The 18,529-nt window shown below is 62.6% G+C and carries 24 protein-coding genes; 13 read left to right on the forward strand and 11 right to left on the reverse strand.

The window, feature by feature from the left end; translation table 11 throughout:
• The first annotated feature begins 24 nt into the window (after positions 1–24).
• Complete coding sequence (locus tag IB263_RS11240) at positions 25–1,212, forward strand: PQQ-dependent sugar dehydrogenase (protein ID WP_112975076.1); 1,188 nt, start codon at positions 25–27, stop codon at positions 1,210–1,212.
• Between the two features lie 16 nt (positions 1,213–1,228).
• Here the strand turns inward: IB263_RS11240 and IB263_RS11245 are convergent, their stop codons facing one another.
• A complete protein-coding gene (locus IB263_RS11245; RefSeq protein WP_192438495.1) occupies positions 1,229–1,660 on the reverse strand; it encodes a hypothetical protein in 432 nt (143 codons plus the stop codon).
• Between the two features lie 172 nt (positions 1,661–1,832).
• Between IB263_RS11245 and IB263_RS11250 the strand changes: the two genes are divergently transcribed.
• Entirely contained in the window at positions 1,833–2,729 is an 897-nt protein-coding gene (locus IB263_RS11250; protein WP_192438496.1) for a DMT family transporter, read from the forward strand.
• 198 nt (positions 2,730–2,927) lie between these two features.
• On the opposite strand, the gene IB263_RS11255 is transcribed toward IB263_RS11250, so the two are convergent.
• Entirely contained in the window at positions 2,928–3,200 is a 273-nt protein-coding gene (locus IB263_RS11255) for a hypothetical protein (RefSeq protein ID WP_127889314.1), read from the reverse strand.
• A 207-nt stretch (positions 3,201–3,407) separates the two neighbouring features.
• On the opposite strand from IB263_RS11255, the gene IB263_RS11260 reads away from it, so the two are divergent.
• A complete protein-coding gene (locus IB263_RS11260) occupies positions 3,408–3,623 on the forward strand; it encodes a cold-shock protein (RefSeq protein ID WP_034788690.1) in 216 nt (71 codons plus the stop codon).
• A gap of 144 nt (positions 3,624–3,767) precedes the next feature.
• A complete protein-coding gene (locus IB263_RS11265; RefSeq protein ID WP_034788692.1) occupies positions 3,768–4,214 on the forward strand; it encodes a BA14K family protein in 447 nt (148 codons plus the stop codon).
• 76 nt (positions 4,215–4,290) lie between these two features.
• Here the strand turns inward: IB263_RS11265 and IB263_RS11270 are convergent, their stop codons facing one another.
• The gene (locus IB263_RS11270) at positions 4,291–4,932 is read right to left on the reverse strand and encodes an MBL fold metallo-hydrolase (protein WP_060581775.1); all 642 of its coding nucleotides are present in this window, start codon (positions 4,930–4,932) and stop codon (positions 4,291–4,293) included.
• 172 nt (positions 4,933–5,104) lie between these two features.
• Positions 5,105–5,272, reverse strand: coding sequence for a hypothetical protein (locus tag IB263_RS11275; RefSeq protein ID WP_192357202.1), 168 nt, complete (start codon positions 5,270–5,272; stop codon positions 5,105–5,107).
• 149 nt (positions 5,273–5,421) lie between these two features.
• Here IB263_RS11275 and IB263_RS11280 point away from each other — a divergent pair, with 149 nt between their 5' ends.
• Entirely contained in the window at positions 5,422–6,045 is a 624-nt protein-coding gene (locus IB263_RS11280) for a DUF1236 domain-containing protein (RefSeq protein ID WP_090298497.1), read from the forward strand.
• Between the two features lie 321 nt (positions 6,046–6,366).
• Positions 6,367–6,633, forward strand: coding sequence for a hypothetical protein (locus IB263_RS11285; protein WP_034788698.1), 267 nt, complete (start codon positions 6,367–6,369; stop codon positions 6,631–6,633).
• A gap of 79 nt (positions 6,634–6,712) precedes the next feature.
• Here IB263_RS11285 and IB263_RS11290 read toward each other — a convergent pair whose 3' ends face one another.
• A complete protein-coding gene (locus tag IB263_RS11290; RefSeq protein ID WP_034788707.1) occupies positions 6,713–7,603 on the reverse strand; it encodes a branched-chain amino acid aminotransferase in 891 nt (296 codons plus the stop codon).
• Between the two features lie 268 nt (positions 7,604–7,871).
• Here IB263_RS11290 and IB263_RS11295 point away from each other — a divergent pair, with 268 nt between their 5' ends.
• The 4 genes from IB263_RS11295 to IB263_RS11310 are packed head-to-tail and all read left to right on the forward strand — an operon-like array spanning position 7,872 to position 11,072.
• The gene (locus tag IB263_RS11295) at positions 7,872–8,351 is read left to right on the forward strand and encodes a MarR family winged helix-turn-helix transcriptional regulator (protein ID WP_034788710.1); all 480 of its coding nucleotides are present in this window, start codon (positions 7,872–7,874) and stop codon (positions 8,349–8,351) included.
• 45 nt (positions 8,352–8,396) lie between these two features.
• The gene (locus tag IB263_RS11300) at positions 8,397–9,098 is read left to right on the forward strand and encodes a response regulator (protein WP_043618070.1); all 702 of its coding nucleotides are present in this window, start codon (positions 8,397–8,399) and stop codon (positions 9,096–9,098) included.
• Positions 9,099–9,130: 32 nt separating this feature from the next.
• Positions 9,131–10,513 carry an ATP-binding protein gene (locus IB263_RS11305; RefSeq protein WP_034788716.1) on the forward strand — a complete coding sequence of 461 codons (1,383 nt, stop codon included), beginning with the start codon at positions 9,131–9,133 and terminating at the stop codon, positions 10,511–10,513.
• A 55-nt stretch (positions 10,514–10,568) separates the two neighbouring features.
• A complete protein-coding gene (locus IB263_RS11310; RefSeq protein WP_060518705.1) occupies positions 10,569–11,072 on the forward strand; it encodes a tetratricopeptide repeat protein in 504 nt (167 codons plus the stop codon).
• 5 nt (positions 11,073–11,077) lie between these two features.
• On the opposite strand, the gene IB263_RS11315 is transcribed toward IB263_RS11310, so the two are convergent.
• The 6 genes from IB263_RS11315 to IB263_RS11340 form a co-directional block, all read right to left on the reverse strand.
• Positions 11,078–11,641 (reverse strand): protein-tyrosine phosphatase family protein, encoded by a 564-nt coding sequence (locus IB263_RS11315; protein ID WP_034788722.1) that lies wholly within the window; start codon positions 11,639–11,641, stop codon positions 11,078–11,080.
• A 5-nt stretch (positions 11,642–11,646) separates the two neighbouring features.
• Positions 11,647–11,988, reverse strand: coding sequence for a tRNA-binding protein (locus IB263_RS11320; protein ID WP_034789031.1), 342 nt, complete (start codon positions 11,986–11,988; stop codon positions 11,647–11,649).
• A 38-nt stretch (positions 11,989–12,026) separates the two neighbouring features.
• The gene (locus IB263_RS11325) at positions 12,027–12,986 is read right to left on the reverse strand and encodes a LysR family transcriptional regulator (RefSeq protein WP_060518707.1); all 960 of its coding nucleotides are present in this window, start codon (positions 12,984–12,986) and stop codon (positions 12,027–12,029) included.
• Between the two features lie 350 nt (positions 12,987–13,336).
• The gene (proC, locus tag IB263_RS11330; protein WP_192438497.1) at positions 13,337–14,155 is read right to left on the reverse strand and encodes a pyrroline-5-carboxylate reductase; all 819 of its coding nucleotides are present in this window, start codon (positions 14,153–14,155) and stop codon (positions 13,337–13,339) included.
• A 2-nt stretch (positions 14,156–14,157) separates the two neighbouring features.
• The gene (locus IB263_RS11335; RefSeq protein ID WP_034788736.1) at positions 14,158–14,658 is read right to left on the reverse strand and encodes a YbjN domain-containing protein; all 501 of its coding nucleotides are present in this window, start codon (positions 14,656–14,658) and stop codon (positions 14,158–14,160) included.
• Between the two features lie 447 nt (positions 14,659–15,105).
• Positions 15,106–15,366, reverse strand: a complete 261-nt coding sequence (locus IB263_RS11340) for an accessory factor UbiK family protein (protein WP_034789034.1) — start codon at positions 15,364–15,366, stop codon at positions 15,106–15,108.
• A gap of 216 nt (positions 15,367–15,582) precedes the next feature.
• On the opposite strand from IB263_RS11340, the gene lgt reads away from it, so the two are divergent.
• The 3 genes from lgt (at position 15,583) to pgeF (ending at position 18,529) form a co-directional block, all read left to right on the forward strand.
• A complete protein-coding gene (gene lgt / locus IB263_RS11345) occupies positions 15,583–16,419 on the forward strand; it encodes a prolipoprotein diacylglyceryl transferase (RefSeq protein ID WP_192438498.1) in 837 nt (278 codons plus the stop codon).
• A gap of 61 nt (positions 16,420–16,480) precedes the next feature.
• Positions 16,481–17,584 carry a class I SAM-dependent methyltransferase gene (locus IB263_RS11350; RefSeq protein WP_034789036.1) on the forward strand — a complete coding sequence of 368 codons (1,104 nt, stop codon included), beginning with the start codon at positions 16,481–16,483 and terminating at the stop codon, positions 17,582–17,584.
• Between the two features lie 150 nt (positions 17,585–17,734).
• Complete coding sequence (pgeF, locus tag IB263_RS11355) at positions 17,735–18,529, forward strand: peptidoglycan editing factor PgeF (RefSeq protein ID WP_034788741.1); 795 nt, start codon at positions 17,735–17,737, stop codon at positions 18,527–18,529.

Raw genomic sequence — 18,529 nt, forward strand, 5'->3', positions numbered from 1 at the left:
ACGAGTCGGTGTGGGAGAAACGGAATGCGGCATACGGGCGCTGGAACATCGGGACGGGCGGGCAAACGGTCGCGTGCGGTCGGAATCCTGGCCGTGTCCGTTGCGCTGGCAACGTTTGCTCCTCCGAGCGCCGGGGCACAGGATGCCCGCGAGTTTCCGAGCGAGCACGGTACCGTGCGTGTCGAGACGCTCGCGACCGGGCTTGAACACCCCTGGTCCGTCGAGGCACTCCCCGATGGCGGCCTGATCGTCAGCGAGCGGCCGGGTCGGCTGCGGATCCTGCGCGACGGCAAGCTCTCGAAACCGCTGACGGGCGTGCCCGAGGTCGCCGAGCGTGGCCAGGGCGGCCTGCTCGACATCGCGCTCGATCCCCGTTTTGCAGAAACCCGGACGCTCTACTTGACGATGGCCGCCAACGGCAAAGGCGGTTACGGCACCGTCGTCCTACGGGCAAAGCTCGCCGCCGACGGAACCGGGCTTACCGACGTCAAGGAGCTCTTCCGGATGAGCAAGTTTACCGGCAAGGGCCAGCATTTCGGCTCACGCATCGCAATCGCTCCCGATGGCAGCCTTTTCTTCGGCATCGGCGATCGCGGCGAAGGCGACCGGGCGCAGGACCCGCGCGATCATGCCGGCGCCATCCTGCATATCAATGCCGACGGAAGCGTTCCCGGATCGAACCCTTATCGCGGCGGCACCGGCGGCCTGCCGGAGATCTGGTCGAAGGGCCACCGCAATCCTCAAGGGATCGCCTTCGATCCGAAGGACGGCACGCTTCTGACGGTCGAGCACGGCGCGCGCGGCGGCGACGAGATCAACAATCCGAAGCCCGGCCACAATTACGGCTGGCCCGTCATTACCTACGGCAAGGACTATTCCGGCGCCGAGATCGGCGAAGGCACGGCGAAAGAAGGCCTCGATCAGCCGCTCTTCTATTGGGATCCCTCGATCGCGCCTGGCGCGCTTGCCGTCTATCGCGGCGAGATGTTTCCCGAATGGGATGGCGATCTTCTGGTGGCGGCGCTGAAGTACCAGTTGCTCGCCCGGCTCGAACGCGACGACAGCGGCGCGATCGGCTCCGAGGAGCGGCTGTTCGACGGCGAATTCGGCCGCATCCGGGACGTCGTCGTGGCACCCGACGGCGCCTTGCTGATGGTGACGGACGAGGAAGACGGCGCCGTGCTCAGGGTCTCCCGGGCGGCGACGCAATAGCCGGCGCGCCGCACGTTCACGATAGCCGATCGCGAACCTCGCGCCGGAACATGAATTTCAGCCCGGACCAGACGGCATCGACCGCGCAAACCTTCACGTCGACAAAGCCGAGCGGCAGGAAGATTTCGCGCAAAACGTCCTCGGTCAGTGTCGTCGGCCGCTTCGACGCCTTCTTCGGCCAGGAGACCCACAGCATGCCGTCCGGCTTCAATCTCGCAGCCAGCTTCGGCGCGAGCTCTTCCAAAACCGATCGCTCCGTTTCGAACACATGCGCATAGTCAATGTCGCGCGCGGCCACGGTGCCGATCTCGGTCTCGCTGGCCCGAAAGCCGGAAAAACCGCTGATCGCATCGAGCCCGGCTGGAACCCCGAGAAGCAGGGCCCGCTGCCCGTCTTTCAGCCCCAGCTTGCGCCCGAGCGGCGTGCCTGAATAGCCGGCATCGCTCATGGTCGCCGATCTCCGATGGGTGATAGGAGCTGAGCCCCCTCCTCGGCGCCCTCTCCCGGCACCGTGTCTCCGGCCGTTTCCATCGACAACAACTCCGCCCAACCGTGGCGACGATGAGCCTTGCCCGGCGAAAACGCAACTGCTAGACGCGCCTGTCCGAGGAGAGAACGACATGTCGCGCATTCAGGCCAATCTGCTGCTTTTGATTTCAGGCGCCATCTGGGGCGCCGGCTTCGTTGCACAGTCGACGGCGATGGATGCGATCAGCCCGCTGTGGTTCATCGCGCTTCGTTTTGCGATCGCGACACTGGTCGCCATGCCCTTGGCCATCATCGAAACGAAACGCGCGGCCGAACCGATCAAGCTGACGACCGTGCGCAATTTCATCTTCATCGGCCTGGCGCTCTTTGCCGGCGCCGTGACGCAGCAATTCGGCCTGCTCGACACCAGCGTCACCAATTCCGGCTTCCTCACCGGTCTCTACGTCGTCTTCGTCCCGGTCTTGACGGTGATCTTCTTGCGCCGCAAGCCGCATTGGGTGATCTGGCCGGGGGCGTTGATGGCGCTGTTCGGCATTTTCCTCTTGAGCGGCGGCACGCTGTCGACGCTGACGGGTGGCGACTACCTGACCGTGGTCTGCGCCCTGTTCTGGGCGGTACAACTGCTGCTCATCGGCCTGTTTGCCCCAAGCAGCGGCCGGCCGATGCTGCTGTCGATGACGCAGTTCGCCGTCTGCGCCGTGCTCGGCTTCGCCCTCGCCGTCACGACCGAGCCCCTGAGCTTCGCTGCCATAGAGGGCGCGCTCTTCGAGATCCTCTATGCCGGCATCTTTTCGAGCGGCCTTGCCTTCATTCTTCAGGTCGTCGGGCAGCGCTACACCACGGCGCCGCAGGCTGCGATCTTCCTGTCGAGCGAAGCACTCTTTGCCGCCCTCTTCGGCGTTCTCCTGCTTGGCGAAGTCATCACCCCGATCGGTTATGCCGGCTGCGCCATCATCTTTGCCGCCATGCTGACGGTGGAGATCGTGCCTGAACTGACGAAGGGCCGCCGCGCCGCAGCACCTGCCTGAGGGCTCCTCAAGAAACTATAGGCACGCCACCGCCAAGACGCTGGACTGAGGCTTTACTTGCTGTTGTTCAGGCAATAGGCCCGTTGCTTCGCAACGAAGGCGTAGCTTTGCCCTGCGTTTTCGACCCGGCCCGAGAGCTCTAGATTTTCTGCAAGAAATCTACGTAAGAAACCGCCGACGTGAGAAGCCTCAAACATATCAGGGAGTTGCCGACGGCACGCATCCCAAGCGATTGGCCTGCTTTACGCGCCGCGCACGAGAAATCGGCGAAAACCACTCAATTTTGCAGCAATTGTTTTCAAAAAGCTGTGATTTCAACAGCTTGCGATATATTTTGCGCAGCGCCCCACAAAGCCGCAAATGACCGATTTTTGAGCAATGACAAGACGCAATACCAATCCCGAAAAGTTTTGCTTGCCAATTCAAAATAAACCCATCAATCTTACTTTCGTTCGGGCAATCTGCGAACATGGGAAGATCTTGAAATAAAAGCGGGCCGGAGACGCAAAAACTCCGGGCGGCCAGACCGATGGGAAGCAGAGATGCGGCCCTTCCAATGGCTGGCTGCGGTAACCAGGACCCTTTCCTCAAACGTCGAGAACTGCCTGCCAACGCCCATCCGGGCACATTGCAATGCTACCCGTCCGTCAAACGGGTGGAGAGAAAAGGACCTGACGCATGGCCGAAACTGGCACTGTAAAATTCTTCAACACCGACAAGGGCTTTGGTTTCATCAAGCCTGACAACGGTGGTGCAGATATCTTCGTACACATTTCCGCGGTCCAGGCTTCCGGCCTGACCGGTCTGACGGAAAACCAGAAGGTAAGCTTCGACACCGAACCGGATCGCCGCGGCAAAGGCCCGAAGGCGGTCAACCTGCAGATCGCCGGCTAACGCCGTTATCTGCTGACAGATTCCAGTTGAAGCCCGGCATTCTTGCCGGGTTTTTTTGTTCAGGCTCGGTTCAGTTTGGCCGCGTTAACCTTCCTCCATCATGAAGGCCGGGTTGATCCGGTCCATGCGAAGGATTGAAGCCAAATGAACAAGTTCATCAAAGCCGCCGTTCTCTCGATCGCCGCAGCCGCTATGGTCATCCCGACCTTTGGCGCCGCCGAGGCAGGCGGCAGGCATCACCACAATAATGACGATGCATGGGCAGCTGGTGCAGCAGGTCTCGTTGCCGGCGCTCTGATCGGCGGCGCGATCGCTTCGCAGCCGCGTTACAACGGCGGCTACAACGAGCGCGTCTACATCGATCCGGAACCGGAATACGACTATTACGAGCCGCGTCCGGCCTACCGCCCTCGCCCGGTCTACCAGGCACGCCCTGTCGTCGTCGACAGCTATGGTGGCGGTTACCGCTCGCTCGAGCCCTGGACCCCGTCCTGGTACCGTTACTGCGCGCAGCGTTACCGCTCGTTCAACCCGGATAGCGGCACCTTCCGCGGCTACGACGGCCGCAGCTACTTCTGCACCGCCGGCTAATCAGGTTCGGCGTAAGAATCGAAAAGCCCATGTCTTGATAGAGACATGGGCTTTTTTCGTGAGCGTGTGTGGTGGCTCAGAGCCCGCGCAGATAAGGATTGGTGCGGCGCTCCTCGCCGATCTGACCACCCGGGCCATGTCCGCAGATGAAGCCGACGCTATCGCCGAGCGGCAGGATCTTGTCGCGGATCGAATCGAGCAATTGCTGGTGATTGCCGCCGGGCAGGTCCGTGCGGCCGATCGAGCCGTGGAAGAGCACGTCGCCGACATGGGCGAAGTTCTGCGCCCGGTTGAAATAGACGACGTGTCCCGGCGCATGGCCCGGGCAATGCAGGACTTCGAAGACATGGTCGCCGAAGGAGACCGTGTCGCCTTCTTCGAGCCAGCGATCGGGAATGACGTTCTGAACCTTCATCGCCAGACCGAAGCGCTCCGCCTGGCTTTCGAGCCTTTCGAGCAGCGGCAGGTCGTCCTTGTGCGGACCGATGATTTCGAGCCCGAGGGCGTCCTTCAGTTCCTTGGCGCCGCCGGCATGGTCGATATGGCCGTGGGTGATCCAGATCGCCTTCAGCGTGATGCCGTTTTCGCGGATGGTCTGCAGGATGAGATCGACGTCGCCGCCGGGATCGACGATCACGCCTTCCTTGGTCTCGCTGTCGAACAGCACGGTGCAGTTCTGCTCGAAATGGGTAACCGGGATGATGCCCGCCTGTAACATGCGCGTGTGCCTCTCTAGAGCATGTCGCGCAAAAATTTGGGAGCGGTATTGCGATAACGACATGCGACAAATCCAGAACCTAAAGCGTAGGAAGCGAATCTGGAAGATCGCAACGCGCTCTAGGATCTCGTCATCTTCCTATAGCGGCAATTGGCGGCGGTGACAGCGCCAATCAGCGAAGCGAGGCTATTTGCGGTGCAGACAGCTGCTGGGGTGCCGGCCACTGCACGGTGGTCATCAGCAGCGCCGAAATCGCGATCTCCGCGGCGACGACGATCCGAACGACCGGCTTCAGGCTGCGCGCGGCGACGTTGTTCTGATTCGGCTGAGCATTCTGCATTTTGTCCCTCTCCCGTTGCCTGTTCTCCTGGCGTGTCCTGCCCTCGGCAACGGCTGGAGAATGTCACAGCGTCACATTTCGTGACGTTCCCGGGGGAACATCCGCGCGCTTGCTGGCGTTTGGCCCTCGTCAATATAAGGAGAAACACGATGGTGAAGCTTACCCGCCCCCTGTTGCGAGCCGCTGCGGCCGCGGGTTTGGTGTTGGCGATCGGTACGCCGTCCGCCTTTGCAGCCATGACCGCGACCACGGTGACGGACCTTAACATCCGCACAGGTCCGGGCCCTCAATATCCGACAGTCGGCCTTGCGACCCGCGGTAGCACCGCGGTTATCGACGGCTGCATCGAAGGCAGCAAGTGGTGCCGCATTGACGTCGGCGGCGTGCGCGGCTGGGTCTATTCCCAGTATCTGACGACGGATCTTGGCGGTTCTGCCGTCGTGGTCCAGGAGCGCCGGTCCGACCTGGCCATTCCGGCCGTCACCTACGAAGTGCAGCCCAATGACCCCGTGATCGTCAGCAGCGGCGACGAATTGATCGGCCCGGTCGAACAGATCGACCCGATCGTGCCGCCGGAAAATGTGCGGACCTACGTCACGTCCAACCCCGGCGAGACCGTCTATCTCGATGGTGAAGTCGTCGTCGGTGCCGAACTGCCACAGACCGTGGCCGTTCAACGCGTTCCCGACTACAGCTACGACTATGTCAGCATCAACGGCCAGCCCGTTCTGGTCGAGCCGGCAACGCGACGCATCGTCTACGTCTATCGCTAACAATCGAGACCCCCGGCAATCGTTCGGTTGCCGGGGGTTCCCGACGTGCCTGCATTACCCTCCCTCGCTCTCCCGACGGCACGAATCATGCGCGGCAAGGTCATTCCCTCCAGCCGCCCCCGCCGCCGGCTTCGTTTTCCCGCTTTGCCTGTAAGAGGTTGCCTCTGCCTAAAATCGAGCCATTTCAATTGGCTACGAAGCGGGCGCCGCAACGTCATTTCACTCAAATTGACAATAATCCGGAATAGGCTTCAACCTATTGATGCCGGCTCATCGGCTTTTAGTGGCGCGTCCACGACGAGCCACGACACGGAGGGATCAATGGAAGCATTAATGCCTATCATTACCCAATTGATCGCGGGGGCCGCCGGCGGGAACGCGGCCAGCGCAGTGTTGAAGCAGCAGGCATTCGGTGTCGTCGCACGGACCATCGTCGGCGCCATTGGAGGCCTTGGCGGCGGGTTCCTCATTCAGATGCTCGGCGGAGAAGCAGCCGCGACCGGTCTCGCCATGCAAGCCATCGGCGGCCTTGTCGGCGGCGGCGTACTGAGCGGAATCGTCGGGCAATTCTTGGGGAAGACCGCCTAATTCTGCGATCATATCCGTAGCAAGACAAAAGGCGGCCCGGGGGCCGCCTTTTCTGCTTTCGAGAGCATTCCGGATGCCGTTACTCGGCTGCCGCGGCAACCGGATAGACTTCCTTCATGTAGTCGTTCATCAGCGTTTCGCAGATCGTCGCCGGCGTGAAGCGGTAAGGACCGATTTCGGAAACCGGCGTCACTTCGGCGGCCGAGCCGGTGAGGAAGCATTCGCTGAAACCGGACAGTTCCTCCGGCATGATCGCCCGCTCGACCACTTCATAGCCGCGGCGCTTGGCAAGCTCGATCACCGTGCGACGGGTGATGCCGTCGAGGAAGCAATCCGGCACCGGCGTGTGGATGACGCCGTCCTTGACGAAGAAGATGTTGGCACCGGTCGCTTCGGCCACGCGGCCGCGGTAATCCAGCATCATCGCGTCCGCATAGCCCTTGGCCTCGGCCGCATGCTTGGAGATGGTGCAGATCATGTAGAGGCCGGCGGCTTTCGACTTCGAAGGTGCCGTCTGCGGATCCGGGCGGCGATATTCTGCGATATCGAGCCGGATGCCCTTGAGCTTTTCGGCCGGGTTGAAATAGCTGCCCCACTGCCAGATGGCGATGGCGACGTTGATGCGGTTGTTCTGCGCCGAAACGCCCATGCTCTCGCTGCCGCGCCAGGCGATCGGCCGCACATAGGCCTCGGAGAAGCCCTGACGCTTCAGAAGCTCGACGCTGGCTGCGTCCAGTTCTTCCACCGAATAAGGGATCTTGAAGCCGAGGATTTCGGCGGACTGATGCAGGCGCTGGTTGTGCTCGGTCAGCTTGAAGATGCGCCCGCCATAGGCGCGCTCGCCCTCAAAGACCGCGCTGGCATAGTGCAGGCCGTGGGTCAGCACGTGAATCTTGGCATCCTTCCACGCGACGAACTCGCCGTTGAACCAGATCTGTCCGTCCAACTGATCAAAAGGAACCGCTGCCATGGTGTCATCCTCCGGCGCATGCGCGCCATTCTTAGTTGATTATCGCCCTGCTTTCAGTCTATCGGCAAACTGATTGAGGGAAAATTCAATTTCGTGATTTTGGATTTGCGATCGGAACGGCACGGCATATCCTTTCAGATGTTGCCAACGCCAAATGTCTCGCTTACCGAGCATGGACGCTAATGCTATGGTAAAAATATGTCAACAAAGCTGACATATTTTTTCGAATGTTTCGCAAGTTGCAATCAGGCTGAAAGGAAATGACCGCGTGGCCGGCCAATCCAAAGAGAACACCCGGTATCTGAACGATGCCGCCGCCGATGACGATACGATCGATTTCGAGATCATCGAGCTGCTCTTCTTCGCCTATCGCGACTTCACCTCCGACCCGGATGCGATCCTGGAAAAGAGCGGCTTCGGACGGGCGCACCACCGCGTCGTGCACTTTGTCGACCGCGAGCCGGGCATGACAGTCGCCGACCTCCTGGACACGCTGAAGATTACCAAGCAGAGCCTTGCCCGGGTGCTGAAGCAACTGATCGACTCCGGGTATATTCGCCAGGAAACCGGCCCTGAAGACCGGCGCCAGCGGATGCTCTACACGACGGAAGAAGGCCAGGCACTGGCGCGTGCGCTTGCCGAGCCACAGTCCCGCCGCATAGCCGATGCATTGGCAAGAACCGGTCCGGGCGCGCGCGAAACGGTCAAGCGCTTTCTCGCCGGGATGAAGAACAACGCCGCAGACTGACGCCCGCCGTAGCGCGGGTCTGACCTGCAACTTGGGAAGCGTGGAATGACGACAAAAGCGACTGTCTCGGACGATGCGGCTCACCTTCTGGTCGTTGACGACGACCGGCGCATCCGCGATCTGCTCAACCGCTACCTGGTCGAACAGGGTTTTCGCGTGACGACCGCGTCCGATGCGGACGAAGCCCGACGCAAGCTCGTCGGCCTCGACTTCGACCTTCTGATCGTCGACGTGATGATGCCCGGCGAAAGCGGCATTTCGCTCACCCAGAGCCTCAGGCAAATCAAGACCGTGCCGATCCTGATGTTGACGGCGCTGGCGGAATCCAACTCCCGCATCGAGGGTCTCGAGGCCGGCGCCGACGATTATCTGTCGAAGCCCTTCGACCCGCGCGAACTGGTGCTGCGCATCAACAACATCCTGCGCCGCAACCAGCCGGCCCAGGCCCCCAAGGTCGACCAGGTGATCTTCGGTCCCTACACCTTCTCGGTGGTGCGCAAGGAGCTGCGTCGTGGCGCCGATCACATCCGCCTGACGGACCGCGAGCAGGAGATCATGACACTCTTTTCGCAACGTGCCGGCGAAACCATCCCGCGCCACGAGTTGATCGGCGACGATGCCGAAGTCGGCGAGCGCACGATCGACGTGCAGATCAACCGCCTGCGCCGCAAGATCGAGGACGACCCGTCCAACCCCGTCTGGCTGCAGACGGTGCGCGGCATCGGCTACCGGCTGAGCGTGGACTGAAATGGCAGCCTTTCCGATGAGCGCGGCAAACCATGGCAAGCTTTGACGGCATAGAGCACGGCGCATCCGGGGCGAACGACAATGCCTGGAGGCGGTTCACCCGCTGGCTGCGCCGTCGCCTGCCCATGGGGCTTTACGCCCGCTCGCTGCTGATCGTCATCATTCCCATGGTGCTTCTGCAGTCGGTGGTCGCCTTCATCTTCATGGAGCGCCACTGGCAGCTGGTGACGCAGCGCCTGTCGGCCGCCGTCACCGGGGACATTGCCGCGATCGTCGATCTTATCGACACCTTCCCTGCCGACCGCGACATCTCCGAGATCATCCGCATCGCCCGCGATCAGCTCGATCTCAGCATCTCCGTGGACCCGCCCGGCGAACTGCCGCCGCCGCGCCCCAGCCCCTTCTTCGAAATCCTCGACCAGATCCTCGGCGAAGAGATTTCCAACCAGGTCCGCCGCCCCTTCTGGATCGATACGGTCGGCAACTCCAAGCTCGTCGAGATCCGCATCAAGCTCGATGACGGCCGCATCCTGCGCGTCTATGCCCGGCGCAACCAGGCCTACGCTTCCAACACCCACATCTTCCTCGTCTGGATGGTGGCGGCCTCGCTGGTGCTGCTGACGATCGCGGTGCTCTTCCTGCGCGGCCAGATCCGCCCGATCCTGGCCTTGACCAAGGCGGCCGAAAGCTTCGGCAAGGGCCAGAAGATCGACGACTTCGCGCCGCGCGGCGCCGATGAAATCCGCCGCGCCGGCCTCGCCTTCATCCAGATGCGCGAGCGCATCGAACGCCAGATCGAGCAGCGCACCGCGATGCTGACTGGCGTCAGCCACGATCTTCGAACCATCCTCACCCGCTTCAAGCTGCAGCTGGCGCTTGCCGGCAACAACCCCGATCTCGAAGGCCTGAACCAGGACGTCGATGACATGCAGAACATGCTGGAAGGCTATCTGGCCTTCGCCCGCAGCGAAGCGGAGGAGGACGTCGGCCAGCTGAAACTCAGCGACCTGATGACCCGGCTCGCCGCTGAAGCCGAACTGCTCGGCAAGACCCTGACCACATCCATCGAGGGGGAAGACGATATCCGCGTGCGGCCAAACGCCTTCACCCGTCTCGTCGCCAACATCGCCTCGAACGCCTACCGCTACGCCAACACTGTCAAGATCGATGCGCGCCACAGTGCCAAGTGGCTCACCATCACCGTCGACGATGACGGCCCAGGTATTCCCGAACGTTCGCGCGAGGATGTGTTCAAGCCGTTCTTCCGCCTCGACGAAGCCCGCAATCTCGACAGTTCCGGCACCGGCCTCGGGCTGGCGATCGCCCGCGATATCGCCCGCAGCCACGGGGGCAACGTCACGCTTGGCGACAGCCCGCTCGGCGGCCTCAGGGCAACGGTGCGCGTCCCGGCTTGACGTTCCCGCGCGGGCGGGCCACTTCTGGCCACGAATGGGCTAAGGGGAACGGGCCATGGTAGACGCCATCGATTGGGCTGACTGGGAGCGACGGCTGGCCGAACTCTGGGCAACCTTCGACCCGACAGATAGCGACGCCTTTATCGCCCGCATCGATGCCCTTGCCGCCGAACTGCCGGCAGGACATGCCATCGGATTGTTCGAAAGAGCCTCGGCGCAGGATTCGACCGGCCATGAGATGAAGGCGGAGCCGCTCTACCGGCAGGCGCTGGAAAACGGTCTTCAGGGAATTCGCCGCCGACGGGCCACCATCCAGCTCGCCAGCACCCTGCGCAATCTCGGCCGCGCCAAAGAAGGTGTCGCCCTGCTTACCGCCGAGCGGGACAAGCCATCGGACGAACTCGACGATGCGGTCGTCGCCTTCCTGGCGCTCTGCCTCGTCGATACCGGCCAGGCGCAACAGGCGGCCGCACTCGCGCTCGGCAGCCTGTCACGGCACCTCCCCCGCTACAACCGCTCACTCAAGCGCTACGCCGAGATGCTGTTGCCGGAGAGTTGAGCGTGTCAGCGCTGGTAGATCGACGTCAGGCCGCGTCGTTCGTTGAAACGGTGCCAGGCGTCGATACGGCGCGGATGACGGGCGCGCATGACATCGAGCGGCGCGAGCAGCCGGCCGCCGCGGCCAAGGGCGGCATCGAGGATTTCGATGATGCGACGGTTCGGCCAGGGCTTGCGGGTGATCGCCAAGAGCGCCCGGAAGGCTTCGTCCTCTCGCCCCGCGCCGAGTTGATGCGCAATCAGACCATAGGCAAAGGCCGTCGAGCGGCTGACGCCGGCATGGCAATGCACGAGAATGCGGCTCTCAGCATGCTCGGCCGCCGGGCGCATCGCCTCGAAAACTTCGAGCACCAGATCCGGGAAATGCTGGGTGGCGGTCGGGTTTTCCTGGTCGCGCATGCGCACGACCCGGTGGCTGGCGTCCGCAATCACGGGCACGTTGGCATCCGGCAATTCGGGATCGAGCAGCGACAGCACATGACTTGCGCGCCAGTCGCGCGCGGCATCGGCGGCGCGCCAAAGGCAGGACACCTTGACGCGCTCGGGGATCACTTCGAAAGCAATGTTCATGGGGATCACATCAATTTCTTGCCGTTGGGGACCGGCCGTTCGGTGGCAGCCAGCACGATCGCACCGGCCTCGTCTGCAAAGCCCAGCGTCAGCACTTCAGAGCGCACAGGTCCGATCTGGCGCGGCGGAAAATTGACAACGCCCAGCACCTGCCGCCCGACGAGATCCTCCGGACGATAATGCACCGTGATTTGCGCTGATGACTTTTTTATGCCGATTTCCGGGCCGAAATCGATTTTCAGCTTGATGGCCGGCTTGCGCGCTTCCGGAAACGGTTCGGCCTCGACGATGGTGCCCACGCGAATGTCCACGCGCTCGAAATCAGCAAATTCAATAGTTTCAGCCATCGTCATTCCCTATGTGAAATCTTATCCGAGGAGGTGGATTAAAGCATCGGGCGAGATTTCGGAAGCACGGCGGCCTCGGCGGGCTCCCCGCGAAATCTGGCCTCCTCCCATGGGCGACGCGCGAACTGCTCGGCAAGGAAATCGATGAAAACACGCACGCGTGGCGGCAAGAATCGCCGGTGCGGATAGACGACCGTGATCGGCTCTGCCTCGGCATAGTTGCTGCCGGTCAGAAGCGGCACGAGCAATCCCGCCTTGATATCTCCGCCCACGAGCAGTTCGGAAAGGCGCACGATGCCGATGCCTGCGAGCGCAAGCCGTCGGAGCGCTTCGGTGCTGTTGGCTTCGACGGAGCCACGAACACGGATCGCACGCCGGCCGTTGCCATCCTGAAATTCCCAAACGTTGAGACGGCCGCGGGCGGTGATGGCAAGGCAGACATGCCGCTGCAGGTCGTCAGGCGTTTGCGGCGCGCCGTGCCGCTCGAGATAGGCGGGTGCAGCGCAGATGACGCGACGGTTTGGTGCGAGCCGCCGCGTCACAAGCGTGCTGTCGCTTTGCTCCGCGACCCGCAGCGCAACATCCGCCTCACCGTTCATGAGGTCGACGACCGCGTCGCTGAAATCGAGTTCCAGGTCGATCTCCGGAAACCGTTCGATGAAATCAGGCAGCATGGGCACGATCAGGCGATGACCGAAGGCGCTGGGCAGGCTCACCCGCAACCGCCCGCGCGGCACCGCCCCCGGTTGGATCGCAACCTCCGCATCTTCCATGTCGCCGAGGATGCGGCGGCTCGATTCCGCATAGGCACTGCCTTCGCTCGTCAGGCTGATGCTGCGCGTCGATCGCTGCAGCAGGCGCACGCCAAGGCGCGCCTCCAGCCGGCCGACGATCTTGCTGACCGCCGATGGCGTCATGCGCAACCGCCGCGCCGCCGCCGAGAAATCTCCCTCCTCGACGACAGCGAGAAACACCGCCATGGCTTCCTGTCGATCCATCCATCTATTCCATTTCGTCACAGATAAACGGAATTTAACATGGATTATCGCCGCGAGCGACAGGCTGTAGCTTGACCGGAACTCAGACAGCGAAGCTTGAGGAGTAACGGAAATGGGCAAGCAGCCGAGCAGCAGTCTGCCGATGAGTTATGAGCTGCATTCCTGGGCTCGGCGTCAACGCAGCATCGCGATCGGCGAGCTCTGCCGCCGCGCGATCGGCACAATCTGGAGAAGTCTCGTCAATCGCCAGCCAAGCCGCGATCATGGGGCCTGCGCCGGCGCTTCCCCGGCGCGAAACCCTTAGGCCAGGCGCCATGCCGGCCCAACATGGGGCCAGCCGAATTCAATATTCAGCCTGCGAGTTCTTCCGCGCGCTTGCGCGCCGCAGCGATCGCCTTGTCAAACAGCGGCTGCATGCCGTCGTCGGCCATCAGCACGGACAGTGCCGCAGCCGTCGTGCCGCCGGGCGAGGTCACGTTCTGGCGCAGCCGCGCGGCTTCGTCAGGCGACTGGTGCAAAAGTTCGCCAGCCCCAGCGACGGTTTCCCGCGCGAGCCGCATGGCGAGGTCCGCTTCAAGGCCGGCCTTGCGGCCCGCCTCGGCCATGCATTCGACGAGGTAGAAGACATAGGCCGGACCGCTGCCCGAAACGGCGGTGACGGCATCGATCTCGGCTTCGGTGCGGACCCATTCGACCGGACCGCTGACCTTCAGGAGATCACGAACCTGAGCGCGCTGCTGATCGCTGACGCGGGCATTGGCAAAGGCGCCGGTGACACCGCGGCCGATCATGGCCGGGGTATTCGGCATGGCGCGCACGGTCGCCGCGGCACCGAGATGGGCTTCGATGAAGGAAAGCGTCTTGCCGGCAGCAACCGAAACGATGACGGTATCCGGGCCGACGAGAGATTTCAGCGGCGGCAAGACGGCGTCCATCACCTGCGGCTTGACCGCAAGGAAGATCACACCCGCCTGGACACCCAACGGTACCGAGATCGCATGCGTCACGCCGTTGTCGGAGATCAGTTGCGCCATGGCCGGCGGCGGGCCGGGATCGACGACGAGAACGTTCGCGCCTTTAACGCCGCTCTTCAGCCAGCCCGAAAGCATGGCGCCGCCCATATTGCCGGCGCCGACGAGCACGATGGGACCGGAAGCGGCGTTCGTCATGATCAGGCTTCTCCAACCGTTTCGAACAGGACGGCATCGACGGCGCGCTGCGCGTCCATGCCGGACCAGACGACGAATTGAAACGCCTGATAATAGGATTCGCAAGCGTCGAGTGCGCTCGAAAGCAGAACTTCGACCTGCTGGTTGGTGGGCTCGGCGCCGCCGGCGAGCAGCAGCGACTGGCGGAAGATCACCACTTCCTCCTGGCGCCACAGATCGAAGTGGCCCATCAGCACCTGCCCATTGATATGGGAGAGCAGACGGATGACTTCGTTGACCCGGCTTTCCGACACCTTGATGTCGAAGGCACAGGCCAGGTGCAGCGCCTCGAATTCCTCCATCCAGGAGAAGGAAACGTGGTAGTCCGCCCACTTGCCTTCGACCGTCATGGCGATTTCGTCTTCGCCGGATCGTTCGAACGACCAGTCGTTATTGGCAGCCACGAACTCGATCATATCGACCGGGTTGGATTGGCGCTCGACTTCCATTTCCAAAAGGCTCATGCATCACCCTGCATAGGTGTGGCACGGGCATGCGTCATCACGCTCACAAGACGCAACGCCGCAAACCCAACACCGATTACAAACACGTATGATTGCTGAACTCACATCCATCCTGGCTGACTTACCCTGCCCGGAGCTTACGTGGTTCGTTTCGAATCATCATTTAAAATCAGTGTATAATGGCGGAGTCAGGCTGCCAGCCCCTCGGCCCAAAAATAGCCGTGAACAATCGCGTCCACGTTGTCATGTGAATGAAGCGGTTGAGCTTAACTGACTCTGCCATAAGGGTTTTTTGGCAGTGTCCACAGGTGGAAAACTTTTCAGGTTTTATTAACCACCCATCATGCCGTTTCAGACCTATGCGGCTGAACCACAGCAAAACGCCCGCAGATGAGGTCCGCGGGCGAAGTAAAAACGCTGAAATGCCGTTATTTCAAGGGAATCGCGTTACTTGCCCGTATCGACGAGACGCGCTTCGAGAGCCTCAATACGGGCCAGAAGCGCATCGTTTTCCTCGCGCGCCTTGATGGCCATTTCCTTGACCATTTCGAACTCTTCGCGCTTGACGACGTCGAGCGAATTCAGCGCCCGCTCCGCCTGCGCCCGGAAGGCCGTTTCAACCTCGCGGCGCACGCCTTGAGCGGCGCCGGCAGCATCGGTCATCAGCTTGGCAAAGTCATCCAGGATGCGGTTGGTGCCTGTGCTCATCGTCGCGATCTCCATATCAGCCATCGCCTCTAAAGGCGCGATGCGGTCCATGGGTTTCAGGTAGGGTCACCGGCCGCGCGATGCAAGAAAAATCACGCGCGCCATCACGGCTCCCTTCACGACCCTGTGTCCGGGGCGCGCATTGCCGCCCTTGACCGAGGTGAAATCGCTCGCCATGGTCCGCCGAAACAACCGGCCCGGCACGAGAACAATAAATTGGAAACATTAGCGACCCGCCTCGCCATCCTCCCCTTCCCCGAAATCGACCCCATTATCGTCCAGATCGGCCCGCTGGCCATCCACTGGTACGGGCTCGCCTATGTGGCGGGCATTCTCCTCGGCTGGTTCTACGCCCGGCGCCTGGCGATGAACGCCTCGCTCTGGCGGGACGACAAGCCGGCCATCACGCTGCAGCAGCTCGACGACTTCCTGCTGTGGGCCGCCGGCGGCATCGTGCTCGGCGGCCGCATCGGCTACATTCTCTTCTACGATCTCGGCTCAGTGCTCGCCAATCCGATCCGCGCGCTGGAAATCTGGAACGGCGGCATGTCGTTCCACGGCGGCTTCCTCGGCACGACACTCGCCATGATCCTGTTTGCGCGCAAGAACAAGATCGCCATCTGGAGCCTGTTCGACATCGTCGCCGCCGTCGTCCCGATCGGCCTGTTCTTCGGTCGTATCGCCAACTTCATCAACGGCGAACTCTGGGGCCGCCTCTCGTCGATGCCCTGGGCGATCGTATTCCCGACCGGCGGTCCGTTCGCCCGCCACCCGAGCCAGCTCTACGAGGCCGCCCTTGAAGGTATCGTCCTGCTCTCCGCCCTCGCCTGGTTCATCTATCGTCGTCACGCGTTGAAATCCCCGGGGCTCGTCACCGGCATCTTCGTGCTCGGCTATGCCCTGAGCCGCATTTTCGTCGAATTCTTCCGCGAACCGGACGCGCAGATCGGCTATCTTGTCGGTGGCTGGCTGACCATGGGCATGCTTTTGTCGCTGCCAATGGCGCTCGCCGGCATCTGGGCCATTGCCCGGGCGCGGCGCGCAGCCGCCTGAGAGCGGATGGGGCAAGGGCGCGCGGCTATTCCGGCCGCCGCCCCGCGAATTGGACGAAGGCATGACGACACCACTTGCGGACAAGATCAAGGCGCTGATCAAGACCCACGGGCCGATCAGCGTCACCGATTATTTCTCGCTTTGCCTGGCGGATCCGGAGCACGGCTACTACCGTGTGCACGAGCCCTTCGGCAAGGAAGGCGACTTCACCACGGCGCCGGAGATCAGCCAGCTCTTCGGCGAGATGATCGGCATCTTCCTCGTCCATGCCTGGCAGCAGCACGGCAAGCCTGAGGGTGCCGTGATTGCTGAAATCGGCCCCGGCCGCGGCACGATGATGGCCGACATGCTGCGCGTCGTGCGCCGCCTGGCACCCGATCTCTATGCTTCCGCCGGCGTGCATCTCGTCGAAACCAGCGAACGGCTGCGCAAGGTGCAGTCGGAAACGCTCGCCGCCCATGGTCACAAGGTCGAATGGCACACGAGCTTCGAGACCCTGCCCGAAGGTTTCCTCCTGCTTGCCGCCAACGAGCTTTTCGACGCCATTCCGATCCGGCAGTTCGTGCGCACGGCGCAAGGCTTCCGCGAGCGCATGGTCGGGCTTGATGCCACGGACGAACTGACCTTCGCCGCCGGCGTTGCCGGCATCGATCCCGAGCTTCTTCCGACGCCGGCGCAGGGTGTTGCCGAAGGCACGATCTTCGAGATTGCTCCCGCCCGCGACGCTGTCATGTCGGCCCTCTGCGAACGGTTGAAGATCAGCGGCGGCACCGCCGTGATCATCGACTATGGCCATATGGCCACCGGCTATGGCGATACGCTGCAGGCCGTGCGCGATCACGAATACGATCCGCCGCTCGCCAGCCCCGGCCGCGCCGATCTCACCAGCCACGTCGATTTCGAGCAACTCGCCCGCCGCGCCAAGACGGACGATGTGCAGATCAACGGTCTTGCCCACCAGGGCGATTTTTTGGTCGGCCTCGGTCTTCTGGAACGCGCCGCGGCCCTTGGCCGCGACAAGGATGCGCTGACGCAGGAAACCATCCGCCAGGACGTCGAGAGGCTTGCCGGCGCAGGCGCCGGAAAGATGGGCGAACTGTTCAAGGTCCTGGCCGTCAGCAGCCCGCCGGTGCCGCTCTCGCCGTTCCGCAAACCGAAGGCTTGAACCTCCATCCGACGGCACCCCTGCCGTTCGGGAATTGACAGCCCTGCCGTCGCGGGTCAACATCGCGCCGGCAAATCAAGAGCCAGTCGCCGGGCGGAGCGCGCCCCCAAACCCATTGATTTTCCTGATAAAGCAAAGGCGAATATACCAATGCAGCATGACGCCGCGCTCTCTCCTGTGCAAAGCTCGCTTTTCAGCGAGAAGGCCGGACCGGCAATCGCCCATGGTTATTTCACCCGAACGGGCGGCGTTTCCGAAGGGATCTATCGCGGCCTCAATGTCGGGCTTGGCTCCAAGGACGAGCGTACCCATGTCAACGAGAACCGCGCCCGCGTCGCCCGCTGGTTCGGCGCCTCGCCAGAGCGCCTGGCGACCGTGCACCAGGTCCATTCCCCAGACGCCGTGGTGGTCGACGAAAGCTACGACGGCGCCCGCCCCGAGGCCGATGCGCTGGTGACGGCAACGCCGGGCATCGTGCTCGGCGTGCTCTCGGCCGATTGCGGCCCCATCCTCTTTGCCGATGCCGAAGCCAACGTCATCGGTGCCGCGCATGCCGGCTGGAAGGGCGCGCTCGGCGGCGTGCTCGAAAGCACCATCGACACGATGGTTTCGCTCGGCGCGCAGCGCGAGCGCATCGTCGCCTGCCTCGGCCCGTCGATCAGCCGTCGGAACTATGAGGTCGGCTCCGAGTTCGTAGAACGCTTCGTCGCGGCGAACGAAAGCTACGCCACGTTCTTCCGGCCTTCGGAGCGCGACGGCCATGCCATGTTCGACCTGCCAGGGCTGACGATCAAACGGCTGGTCGAAGCGGGCGTTGCCGCCGAGAATCTCGACATCTGTACCTATGCCGACGAGGAGCGTTTCTTCTCCTATCGGCGCACGACCCACAGGCAGGAACCGGACTACGGCCGACAGATTTCCGCCATTTGCATACGAGGGACCTGA

It is taken from the genome of Ensifer sp. ENS03 (assembly GCF_014852035.1).
Taxonomy (GTDB): domain Bacteria; phylum Pseudomonadota; class Alphaproteobacteria; order Rhizobiales; family Rhizobiaceae; genus Ensifer; species Ensifer adhaerens.